The sequence below is a fragment of the Caulobacter sp. D5 genome (assembly GCF_003185805.1).
Classification (GTDB): Bacteria; Pseudomonadota; Alphaproteobacteria; order Caulobacterales; family Caulobacteraceae; genus Caulobacter.
In genome coordinates, this window is the sequence record NZ_QHJY01000033.1 from 25,706 (window position 1) to 37,336 (window position 11,631).

The window sequence follows — 11,631 nt, forward strand, 5'->3', positions numbered from 1 at the left end:
TCCGGACCGGCTCAGCCGAATAGCGGCCCGTGATCCAGGCGCGGCAGCACGTGCCTGGCGAAGAGATCGGCTTCGGCGATGTGCGGGTAGCCCGACAGGATGAAGGCCTCGAGCCCGATCTCGCGATAGGCGTTGATCTTGGCCAGCACCTGGTCGGGATCGCCGACGATGGCCGCGCCGCAGCCCGACCGCGCCCGGCCGATGCCGGTCCACAGATTGTCCTCGACATAGCCGTCGCCGGCCGAGGCCTCGCGCAGCTCGGCCTGGCGGCGCACCCCGAACGAGGCCGCGTCCAGCGACCTGGCGCGGATGGCCTCGCCTTCCTTGGCGTCCAGCTTGGACAGCAGCCGGTCGGCGGCCGCCCTCGCCTCTTCCTCCGTCTCGCGCACCACCACGTGCACCCGGTAGCCGAAGCGAAGGGTGCGGCCATGGGCGGCGGCGCGGGCGCGCAGGTCCTCGATGGTCTCCTTCACCACCTCCATGCGGTCGGGCCACATCAGGTAGACGTCGGCGCCCTTGGCCGCGACCTCGCGGGCCTCGTGCGACAGGCCGCCGAAATAGAACGGCGGACACTTGCCCGAGACCGTGCGCAGGCGCGGCGGATCGAGCTTCAGCTGGTAGAACTCGCCCTGGAAATCGATGCTCTCGCCGTTCAGCAAGCTGCGCAGGATCGTCATGGCCTCCAGCGTGCGGGCGTAGCGCGGCCCGGACGCCAGGGTCTCGCCCGGCAGGTCGCTGGAGATGATGTTGAGGGTCAGGCGGCCCTCCAGCATCTGGTCCAGGGTGGCGATCTGGCGGGCCAGCTGCGGCGGCCACATCTCGCCGCAGCGAATGGCCAGCAGCAGCTTCAAGCGGCGTAGGATCGGCGCCAGGCCGCCGGCGAAAGCCACGCCCTCGATGCCGAGGTTGTAGCCCGACGGCAGCAGCAGGTTGTCGAACCCGCCGCTCTCGGCCGCCAGCGCGATGTCGCGGCAGTGGGCGTAGGACGCCTTCAGCGCCGGATCGGGAACGCCGAGGAACTCGTAGTCGTCGTCGCACAGCGCCGAAAACCACGAGACTTCGCAGGGAGGCAGGGTGCTCACGGCAGGGGAACTCCGCGGCTGGCGGTGAGGATCGCGTACCACTGGGTGCGGCTCAGCTTCACCCGCAGGGCGTCGGCCGAGGCCTTGATGCGTTCGGGCGTCTGGGAGCCGACGATCGGGATCGGCCGCGACGGGTGGGCCATGATCCAGGCCAGGGCGACGGCGGCGCGGTCGACGAGCTGCTCGCGGGCGATGACGTCGAGGGCCTCGATCACGGCGCGGCCGCGATCGTCGGTCCCCTGCCCCACCAGACGACCACCGCCCAGCGGCGACCAGGCCAGCACGGCCAGGTCACGTTCAAGCGCCTGGTCGAGCACGCCGTCCGACAGCGGCTCGATGGCCAGGGGCGAGAACTCCGGCTGGATGCTGGCCAGGGCGAACGGCAGGTGGGCCTGCAGGGCCGCCACCTGGCTGGGCAGATAGTTCGACACGCCGACGGCGTCGATCTTGCCCTGCTCGCGCAGCTTGGTCAGGGCCGCGGCGATCTCGGCAGGATGGGCCAGAACGTCGGGTCGGTGGATCTGGTAGAGGTCGATCTTCTCGACGCCCAGCCGCTGCAGCGAGGCCTCACAGGCGGCGACCAGATAGTCGGCGCTGGAGTCGTAGGGCACGCCCAGGATGATGCCGCCCTTGGAGGCCAGCACGAACTTCTCGCGCAGGTGCGGGGCGTCGCGCAGCACCTTGCCGAGCAGGACTTCCGACGAGCCGAAGCCATAGGGCGTGTCGGCGCCGTAGACGTCGGCGGTGTCCAGAAGGGTGATCCCGCTTTCCAGCGCGGTCTCGACCAGCAGGCGGGCGTCGGCGACCGATTCACCCTTGAAGCGCCACATTCCCCAGGCCAGCGGAGAAACGGAAATCCCGCTCTTGCCGAGCGGACGGGGTTCGTGTGACTGGCGGCTCTCACTCATGGGTACGTGCTTTCAGTTCGGGGGATTTGAAGATGGTTGAGAAGCTCAAGGTCGGTCTGATCGGGGTCGGCATGATGGGCAACGAGCATCTGCGCAACCTCGAACTGATGCCGGACGCCCACGTGGCGGCCATCGCCGATCCGACGCCGGGCTCGCTGGACTGGGCGCGGGCGACGCTGGGCGACAAGGCCGACGGCGTCGAGACCTTCGCCGGCGGCGCCGAGATGCTGGCCAAGGTCGAACTCGACGCGGTGATCATCGTCTCGCCCAACTTTACCCACCGCACGGTGCTGGAGGCGGCGCTGGCGACCAACGTGGCGATCCTCTGCGAGAAGCCGCTGTGCAGCGACCTGGCCGACGCCCGCTGGGCGGCCGAGACGGCCGAAGCCCGCACGGCCAAGACCGGCGCCCTCTTCTGGACGGCCATGGAGTACCGCTTCATGCCGCCGGCCGCCGAGTTCATCCGGCGCGTGCACGCCGGCGACGTCGGCAAGCTGGCCATGCTGTCGATCCGCGAGCACCGCTTTCCGTTCCTGGTCAAGGTGGGCGACTGGAACCGGTTCGCCGCCAACACGGGCGGCACCATGGTCGAGAAGTGCTGCCACTTCTTCGACCTGATGCGCCTGATCACGCGGGCCGAGCCGGTCTCGGTGTTCTGTTCGGGGGCCATGGACGTCAACCACCTGGACGAACGCTATGACGGCAGGACGCCGGACATCATCGACAACAGCTACACCGTCGTCGAATTCGACAACGGCGTGCGGGCCATGCTCGACCTCTGCATGTTCGCCGAAGGCGTCGAGGAGCAGGAGACCCTGACCGCCACGGGCTCGGAAGCCCGTCTGGAAGCCCTGATCCCGCCCGGCGACCTGGTTTTCGCCCCGCGCGTGCCGCTGGGATCGCCCAAGAAGATGGTCCGCGAGCACGTGCCGGTCGACGAGGCGGCGATGAAGGCGGGCACCCACCATGGTTCGACCTTCTACCAGCTGCGGGCCTTCCTCGACGCGGTCCGCGACGGCGGAGCGCCCGCCGTCACCGCCCGCGACGGCCTGATGGCCGTGGCCATCGGAACCGCCGCCGAGATCAGCGCCCGCGAGAAGCGGGTGGTGACGCTGGCTGAACTGGGGTTCTGAAACATCCTTCCGGTCGTCATCCCGGCCGTAGCGTAGCGAAGAGCCGGGACCCAGGGGCGGCCGCAGTGCAGCGGCCCCTGGGTCCCGGATAGCTTCTACGAGGCTTCCGGGATGACAAAAGAGGAACTGATCAGAACTCCTTGCGCACCGACAGGCCCCAATAGCGGGCGTTGTCGCGCGGCACGTAGCGGACCACGCCGGCCAGGCCGCCGTAGACCAGGTACGGCGAGTACGACTTGTCGGCGATGTTCTTGACCACCGCGCGCACCTGCCAGCCGTTCTCGACACCGACCAGGCCGACGCCGGCGTTCCAGATGCCATAGGCCTTCTGGATGGTGTCGGGCGTCTCGGCCAGCGAGTACTGGGTGTCGTCCTTCCAGCTGTAGTCGGTCGACAGCACCACGTCGAAGGCGCTGTTCAGGCGAGTGCGGTACTCGACGTCAGTATAGGTCTTCCACTTCGGGGCGAAGGGCAGCGGCTGGCCGTCGATGTTGCAGCTGCTGGCTGCGCCGGTCGGGCAGTTGAAGTGCTCGACCGTGGCGTCGGTATAGGCGAACGAGAAGCCCAGCTTCAGGCCCTGGGCCGGACGCAGGGTGAAGTCGCCTTCGACGCCCTGGCTCGACACCGAACCGGCATTGATCAGACGACTGACGATCGCCGCCGGCGTGCCGGCGACGTCGGTGAAGTTGGCCTGGTAGTTCTCGTAGTCGGTCTTGAAGATCGCCAGGGCGCCGACGAACCGGCCGCCCAGGGCCGTGCCCTTGATGCCGGCTTCGTAGCTGTCGGAGGTCTCGGGCTTCAGCGAGATCTCGTCGATCGCCTGCATGTTGAAATAGGTGTTGTAGGCGGGACCCTTGTAGCCGCGCGAGTAGGTCGCATAGACGTTGACCGTCTGCGCCACGTCGTATTGCAGGCCCGCGCGGCCGCTCCAGCCGTCCTTCTCCAGTGAACCCGAGCTCGTGTGGTTCGGACGGATGCCGGTCAGGGCCACGGTCGTGGTGGCCTGGCGGTCGTGGTAGTAGCTCAGCTCGTCGCGGATCGCGCGGGCGCCGAGGATGGCGCGGAACTTCGGCGTGAAGTTGATGTTGCCCTCGCCGAAGATCGCGTAGTTCGTGCCGCTCGTGCCGTAGCGGGCGATACCGTAGTCGCTGACCGCGCTGCCCGAGACGATGCGGGTCAGGTCGCGGCGATAGACCTCGTCGGTGTCGGCCTTCAGGTAGTAGAGCCCGGCCACGTAGTCGATCAGCCCGCCCTTGGGCGAGGTGATGCGCAGTTCCTGCGACAACTGGCTGAAGTCCACACGGCCGTCATCGAAGGCGGTCGGGATGGCCGCGGTGGCCACGGCCAGTTGGTCGAAGTCCTGGCGCTGGTGGTTCTTCCACTCGCGATAGCCGGTGATCGAGGTCACGGTGAATTCGCCGAGCTTCCAATCGACATGGGCCGAGACGCCGCCGTTGCGGTCCTCGACGAAGCTGCGGACGTCGGCGTTGGTCTTGGTGTTGTTGGCGCCCGCGGTGATGCCCGAGGCGGCCAGGGCCGCGACCAGGGTCGGGTTCGCCGTCACGACGTTGGTCGGATAGGCCACGCGGTCGCTCGAGGCGAAGACGCCGGTCGGCGGATCCTCGTCCGAGCGGCTGAAGTCGGCGCTGAAGGTCAGGGTCAGGTCGTCGCTCGGCGTGGCGACGATCTTGGCGCGGCCGCCGAAGCGGTCGTAGCCGTTCACCGTCTGGCCGGTGGTGACGTTCTTGACGTTGCCGTCCCAGCCGCTCTTGAGGATCGACAGGCTGGCGCCCAGCTTGCCGTCGATCAGCGGGCCCGAGACGCCGGCTTTCAGGCGGTACTCGTCGCCCTCGTACCAGGCGGCTTCGGCGAAGGCGTGGGCGTCGGGACCCGGATTCTTGCTGACGATGTTGACCACGCCGGCCGAGGCGTTCTTGCCGAACAGCGTGCCCTGCGGACCGCGCAGCACCTCGATGCGCTCCAGCTCGACCAGATCGAGCGTCGTCTGGCCCGGACGCGACAGCACGACGCCGTCGATCACGGTCGAGACCGAGGGCTCGACGCCCGGCGAGGTGGTGATCGTGCCGACGCCGCGGATGAAGACGGTGCGGTCCTTGTTCGAGGCCCCGGTGCGGAAGTCGACCGTCGGGATCGTCGAGGCGATGTCCTGCAGGTTGTTGAGGTTCTTGGCGGCGGCCGCGTCGCCGGACACGACGCTGATGGCCACCGGCACCTTGGTCACCGACTCCTCGCGATAGCGGGCGGTGACCTTGACCTCTTCGACGGTGTTGGAGTCGGCGCTGGCGTCGGCGGCGAGCGCGGCCGAACCGGTGGCGAGAACGGCGGCGCCGGCCAGCAGGGCCAGTCGCAGGGTGTGGGCGCGGCCCCGGCGGGCGGCGGTACGAACAGTCATGGCATATCCCCAAGGGCCGGCGTTCGGCGTCGGCTTCCAGGGGGAGGTTCGTATTCCTACTAATCCGATGGGAGTAGAAAGATATTCTTGGCCGATCCTCGGATTTCCTAAGGGCGGCAAGGCTTCCCTAGCGTCACACCAACCGCCTGACTTCGCCTACTCCCGCGCCTTCAGCAGCACCGTCGGGAAGTCGGCCGGAACCGCCCCGTCGGCGTCACGCAGCAGGTGGCGGCCGCCCACCGGTAGGGGCAACGGTATCGACAGGCCGTCCTGCTCCTCCAGCCGCTGGAACAATCGCTCCGTCAGGCGCGCGACCACCGTCTCGTGGCCGGGACTATGGATCAGGTTCACCGTCTCGTTCGGATCGGCCTGCAGGTCGTAGAGTTCGTCGATGTCCCAGACGCCGTGATAGTGGATGTACTTGTAGCGGTCCTGGCGGATGGCGTGAACCGTCGGCGTCTGCGGAAAGTTGCGCTCCCAGTAGTATTCGTAGAGCAGTTCGGTGCGCCACGGCGGGTTCTCGCCGCGCGTCAGGGGCAGCATGTCCTCGCCTTGCAGGCCCTCGGGGGCCTCCAGGCCGGCGACCGCCAGCAGGGTCGGCGCGATGTCGAGATTGGCCACCACCTGCTCGACCACCGTCCCGCCCGGGAACAGCTCGGGGCAGCGGGCCAGCATCGGGATGCGCATCGACTCCTCGTAGGCCGTGCGCTTGTCGATCAGCCCGTGCTCGCCGAACGCGAAGCCGTTGTCGCCCATGTAGAGCACCAGCGTGCTGTCGAGATCGCCCCTGGCCTCCAGGTGGTCGAGGACGCGGCCGATGCCCTCGTCGACCGACAGCATCGTCTCGGCGTAGCGCTTGTAGTAGTGCGCAAGGTCCAGGTTGGTGTGGTACGGGAAATCGGCCCCGTGCCAGCTGTTGCGCTGGTTCTTGACCCAGACGGGCTGGCCTTGCGCCTGCTCGGGGGGCAGGTTCAGGCTCTCCGGATAGCGGAACTCGGCGTCGTCGTAGCGGCCCAGGTGGCGCGGCGCGGGAATGAACTCGGCGTGCACCGCCTTGTGGGCCAGGAACAGCAGCCAGGGCTTGTCGCCCTCGCGGCTCTCCAGCCAGTCCATGGCGTAGTCGGTCAGCTCATCGGTCAGGTAGCCCTTCTGGGGCACACGCTCGCCGTTGACGTTCAGACCGTCGCCGTTGGGCCAGTAGTCGCCCTGGCCCTTGAAGCTGATCCAGTGGTCGAAGCCGCGCTGCGGGTCGTCGCCCTCCACGCCCATGTGCCACTTGCCGATGAAGGCGGTCTCGTAGCCGGCCGCTTGCAGGTACTCCGGGAAGAAGGTCACGTCCGGCCGGATCGGGTGGTTGTTGTCCACCACCCGGTGTTGGTGCGCGTAGAGGCCGGTGAAGATGGTCGCCCGCGACGGCGAGCACAGGGCCGTGGTCACGAAGGCGTTCTTGAAATGCGCGCCCTCGGCGGCCAGCCGGTCGAGCACCGGGGTCTCGACGAAGGGCTGGGCGCCGGTGAAGCCCATGGCGTCGAACCGATGGTCGTCGGTCAGCACCACGACGATGTTGCGCGGCTTGACGCCGGGCTTGGCCTTCAGGACGAGGTCCTTGGGCCGCGGCGACGCGTCCTCTTCGCTCGACGCGTCCCAGGAGACGGCATGGAACGGCTTGTCCAGGCCCTGGGCGGCCAGCAGCACGCCGCGGGTGGTGGTGTCTTGCGTCATCGGCTTGCTCCCGCTCAGGCCTGGGCCGTCTCGAGACGCGGCACGAAGACCTGCAGCCAGGCCACGGCGATCAGGTAGGAGACGGCGGCGATGGCCAGCAGCGGCAGGTAGCCGGCGCCGCGCTGGAGCAGTTCCCCCGCCAGCAGCACGATGCCCATGCCGGCGAGGTTGCCGCAGAAGGCGCCGAAGCTGGTCACCGAGCCGACCCGGTCCTTGGGCGTGATGTCGGCGATGGTGGCGAACATGTTGGTCGAGAAGCCCTGATGCGCGGCGAGCGTCAGGCCCAGCAGCAGCACCGCCAGCCAGTAGTTGTCGACCAGCACCGCCAGCGGCACGGGCGTCACCAGCAGGGCGCAGACCAGCATCGAGCCCTTGCGGACGGTGTTGATCGAAAGGCCCCGGGCCAGCAGCCGCGAGGCGATCCAGCCGGAGAACACCGAGCCGACGGCCGCGAAGCCGTAGACCACGGCCAGGGGCTTGCCGATGTCGTGCATGCCGACGTGGAAGACCCGATGGAAGAAGTCCGGGGCCCAGAACAGCAGCAGCCACCAGACCTGGTCCGACAGCGCCTTGGCGCCGGCCACGCCCCAGGTGCGGCGGTCCGACAGCAGCACCTTCAGGCCGATCTTGCCCGTCGGCCGCCCTGCGACCTCGACCGGCTTGTCGGGCGCGAGCTGCAAGCCGCGCGTCGAGACGAACCACAGGGCCACCCACAGGAAGCCCAGCGCGCCGACCACCACGAACGAGGCCCGCCAACCAACGACCGCCGACAGCAGCGGCAGCAGCAGCGGCGTGACGATGGCTCCGACGTTGGAGGCGCCGTTGGAGATGCCGAACGCCACCGACCGCATCCGCGCCGAGAACAGCGCCCCGATGGTCTTCACATAGGACGGCGTGCCCATCGACTCCGTCGCGCCCAGGGCCACGCGGGCGGCCGAGAACTGCAGCATGGTGTTGGCGCCGCCATGGGCCATGGCCGCCAGGCTCCAGGTCGCCACCCCCACGGGCGCGGCCCATTTGACGCCGAGCTTGTCGACGATGCCGCCGGTGAACAGGAAGGCGATCGCCGCCGAGAACTGGAAGAGCGAGGCGAGGCGCCCGTAGTCGGCGTCGCTCCAGCCCATGTCCTGCTCGATGATCGGCTTGAGCACGGCGATCACCTGCCGGTCCACGTAGTTGAGGATGCCGGCGAAGATGATCAGGCCCAGCAGCAGCCAGCGACGGCGCTCGGCCGCGGTCTGGGCGGGCGTCTGACCCGCGGTCTGGGACACGGCTGCGGCATCGGTCATCGAACGGTCTCCAAAGCAAAGCCAAACCCGATGGCGACGCTAGGAATTACGCCTTAGACGAGGCCGCGCCGGGCAGGTTGGCAGAATTTCTGGACGCCCTGCCAGCACCGCCGCCGCGCCCAGCTTTACCGGCGGCAATATCCGACATGAGAACACCGCATTGGTCGCCGCCGCAAAGCCCGGTCTAGCGTCGCAGAAGGCCGCGCCCCCTCGGGGTCTCTGGCCGCTCCCCTCCCCCGATCGCAAACCAGAGCCGACCACAGAAAGCTCGACGTCATGTTCCGTCCCCTCCTCCTCGCCACCGTGGGCCTGCTGGCCCTGGCGACCGCCGGCGCAACCCGCGCCGCCGATCTCGACGCCAAGGCCGTCCATGCCCGCGTCCTGGTGCTCGACAGCCACGTGGACGTGCCCCAGGACCTGGGCGTCGGCGCGCACGAGGCGGCCGTTGACGGCGACGGCCAGGTCGACCTGCCCAAACTCGAGCACGGCGGCGTCGATGCAGCGGTGCTGGCGGTCTTCGTCTCGCAAGGCCCGCGTACGCCGGAGGGCTACGCCAAGGCCCGCAAGGACGCCGACGCCAAGCTGGCCGCCATTCGGGGGATCGCCGAGCGCCATCCCGACCGCGCCGTACTGGCCCTGAAGGCCGCCGACGTCGAGGCCGCCGCCAAGGCCGGCAAGCGGGCGATCATCGTCGGCTTCCTCAACGCCTACCCGTTCGGCGAAGACCTGGCGCCGATCGACGCATATTACACCTTGGGCGTGCGCAGCTTCGGCTTCGTCCACGCCGGCAACAACGCCTTCGCCGACTCCTCGCGTCCCAGCGGCGGGACCAAGGTCGAGTGGGGCGGGCTGTCGCCGCTGGGCAAGCAGGCGGTGGCCAGGCTCAACGACCTGGGCGTGATCATCGACGTCTCGCAGCTGACGCCGGACGGTGTGAAGCAGGTTCTGGCGCTCAGCCGCGCGCCGGTCGTGGCCAGCCACTCGGGCGTGCAGGGCGTGGTCGACAGCCCGCGCAACCTGTCAGACGCCGAACTCGACGCCATCGCCGCCAAGAGCGGGGTCGTGCAGATCGTCGCCTTCGGCCCCTACCTCGTGCGGCCCGGCGTCGATTTCCCGCCCAAGGTCGCTGCCCTGCGCGCGCAATACGCCCTGCCGGTCGCCTATGTCCGCCCTGCCGACGGGACCGAGGCGCTGACGCCCGAGAAGCGGCTGGACTACAGCCACGCCGTCAACGCCCTGCTGCCCAAGGCGACGGTGAAGGACCTGGCCGACTCCGTCGACTACGCCGTCAAGCGCGTCGGGATCGACCATGTGGGCCTGTCGTCCGACTTCAACCACGGCGGCGGCGTCGTCGGCTGGAGCAACGAGGGCGAAGCCGCCAACGTCACCGCCGAGCTGGTGCGGCGCGGCTATTCCGAGGCCGATATCGGCAAGCTGTGGGGCGGCAACTACCTGCGCGTCTTCCGCGCCGTCGAGAAGGCCGCCAAGCACTAGACGTCGAACGCCGCCGGTTCAGTTGCCGCGATCCGCAACCAACTTTTCCGGCGGCGTCATTTCTCGAAGCGTCGCGTGCTGGTCTTGGTGATCTCAAGAGACACCAGGGAATCCAGCCTTGACCTACACCCCCGACAACGCCCGGCCGATGATCGTCGGTCAGCCCGTCCTCGTCGTCATCGACGTCCAGAAGGGCTCGTTCATGGACTGGGCGCCGTCGGAGCGCCTGCCCCTGCTGCCCGACCGGGTGGAGCGCATGCACCGCGTGCGCACCCTGGTCGACGCCGCCCGCGCGGCCGACATCCCCGTGGTGTTCTTCAAGGAAGTGCACCGCCCCAACATGATCGACTTCGGCCGCGAGCTGGACGGCCGCGAGGACGTGCACTGCATAGAGACCTCGCCGGGCACCGAGTTCGCCATCGAGGAGCTGGGCATCGTCGAGGGCGACTACCTGCTCGCCAAGCGCCGCTACTCCTGCTTCTACGGCACCGAGCTGGAGATCCTGCTCAAGGGCCTGAAGGCCGAAACGCTGATCCTCTGCGGCGGCTTCACCGACGTTTGCGTGCACTACACCTTCGTCGACGGCCACCAGGGCGACTACTACTGCCGCGTGGTCGAGGACTGCGTGACGGCCTCGTCGACGCCGGCCCACGACGCGGCGCTGAACGCCATGGAGTACATGCAGACCGGCGCCCGCCGGATGTCGGACGAGATCATCGACGGCTTCGAGGCCTTCGCCGCCAAGAAGGAGAGCGCCGCGTGAGCACGGCCGATCCCTACGGCGCCCAGGCCCATGCCCGCGCCCAGGGCGGCGCGGTGGTCGAGGCCATGCCCACCCTGCCCGCCTCGGCCGCGGCTGATCTGCCCGAAGGCGTCTCGCCGGACGACATGGTCTGGGCCGAGACGATCGCGGCCGGCGGCTACGCCTCAAAGCAGATCGCCCGCGGGACCCGCCTGCGCCTGACCGACCTGGCCGGCGACGGTTGCGTCTCAATGCTGCTGTTCAACGCCGAGCGACCGGTCGAGCGGCTGAACGTGGCCGACACCCTGAAGATCCAGTGGAACGGCTATCTCGGCGCCGGGCGCTTCCTGCTGTCGGACATGGGCCGGGCGCTGATGAGCATCCTGGAAGACGACGCCGGCACGCACGACGCCTTCTGCGGTCCGTCCACGCCCTGTAGCATCGCCGCCAAGTACGGCCAGGCCGGAAACTACGGCCCGCATCCGTCGAGCCGCGAGCGGTTCGGCCTAGCGGTCGGCAAGTACGGCCTTGGCCGCAAGGACATCCATCCCTGCGTCACCTGGTTCAAGGGCGCCAAGGTCGAGGCCGACGGGGCGATCACGCCCCAGGTCGGCCCGTTCGCGCCTGGGCGCAGCCTGCTGTTGCGGGCCGAGATGGACCTGATCGTGGTGCTGGCCAACACCCCGCACGTGATGGACCCGCGCCCGGATTACACGGTCACGCCCGTGCGGGCCCAGGCCTGGCGCGGCCCGGCGGCGCCGGCCGACGATCCGATCCGCACCAGCACGCCGGAAGGCCTGCGCGCCTTCCTGAACGTCGAAGACTACTACGCCCGCTAGGAGGGTCCG

The 11,631-nt window shown here is 68.8% G+C and carries 9 protein-coding genes; 4 read left to right on the plus strand and 5 right to left on the minus strand.

All coding sequences use genetic code 11. The annotated features are described in order from the left end of the window. Window positions 1-11: 11 nt before the first annotated feature. Window positions 12-1,082 (minus strand): LLM class flavin-dependent oxidoreductase, encoded by a 1,071-nt coding sequence (locus DMC18_RS02770; protein ID WP_110120523.1) that lies wholly within the window; start codon window positions 1,080-1,082, stop codon window positions 12-14. Beyond that, window positions 1,079-1,912 carry an aldo/keto reductase family oxidoreductase gene (locus tag DMC18_RS02775; RefSeq protein WP_199228513.1) on the minus strand — a complete coding sequence of 278 codons (834 nt, stop codon included), beginning with the start codon at window positions 1,910-1,912 and terminating at the stop codon, window positions 1,079-1,081. Before DMC18_RS02775 ends, DMC18_RS02770 begins: the two co-directional genes overlap by 4 nt. 110 nt (window positions 1,913-2,022) lie before the next feature. Here DMC18_RS02775 and DMC18_RS02780 point away from each other — a divergent pair, with 110 nt between their 5' ends. Beyond that, window positions 2,023-3,123 (plus strand): Gfo/Idh/MocA family protein, encoded by a 1,101-nt coding sequence (locus DMC18_RS02780; protein WP_110120525.1) that lies wholly within the window; start codon window positions 2,023-2,025, stop codon window positions 3,121-3,123. A gap of 130 nt (window positions 3,124-3,253) precedes the next feature. Here DMC18_RS02780 and DMC18_RS02785 read toward each other — a convergent pair whose 3' ends face one another. The 3 genes from DMC18_RS02785 to DMC18_RS02795 all read right to left on the minus strand — a co-directional run bounded on the left by DMC18_RS02785 (window position 3,254) and on the right by DMC18_RS02795 (window position 8,547). After that, window positions 3,254-5,536: a TonB-dependent receptor gene (locus DMC18_RS02785; protein WP_110120526.1), complete on the minus strand. Its 2,283-nt coding sequence runs from the start codon at window positions 5,534-5,536 to the stop codon at window positions 3,254-3,256. Window positions 5,537-5,692: 156 nt separating this feature from the next. Continuing rightward, on the minus strand, window positions 5,693-7,258 hold the full coding sequence (locus DMC18_RS02790) for a sulfatase (protein ID WP_110120527.1): 1,566 nt from the start codon (window positions 7,256-7,258) through the stop codon (window positions 5,693-5,695). Window positions 7,259-7,272: 14 nt separating this feature from the next. Further along, a complete protein-coding gene (locus DMC18_RS02795; protein ID WP_110120528.1) occupies window positions 7,273-8,547 on the minus strand; it encodes an MFS transporter in 1,275 nt (424 codons plus the stop codon). 276 nt (window positions 8,548-8,823) lie between these two features. Between DMC18_RS02795 and DMC18_RS02800 the strand changes: the two genes are divergently transcribed. From DMC18_RS02800 to DMC18_RS02810, 3 genes are all read left to right on the plus strand, one after another. Continuing rightward, window positions 8,824-10,041, plus strand: a complete 1,218-nt coding sequence (locus DMC18_RS02800) for a dipeptidase (RefSeq protein ID WP_110120529.1) — start codon at window positions 8,824-8,826, stop codon at window positions 10,039-10,041. A 118-nt stretch (window positions 10,042-10,159) separates the two neighbouring features. After that, a complete protein-coding gene (locus DMC18_RS02805) occupies window positions 10,160-10,804 on the plus strand; it encodes a cysteine hydrolase family protein (RefSeq protein WP_199228514.1) in 645 nt (214 codons plus the stop codon). Next, on the plus strand, window positions 10,801-11,622 hold the full coding sequence (locus DMC18_RS02810; RefSeq protein WP_233245283.1) for an urea amidolyase associated protein UAAP1: 822 nt from the start codon (window positions 10,801-10,803) through the stop codon (window positions 11,620-11,622). Before DMC18_RS02805 ends, DMC18_RS02810 begins: the two co-directional genes overlap by 4 nt. The last annotated feature ends 9 nt before the right edge of the window (window positions 11,623-11,631 follow it).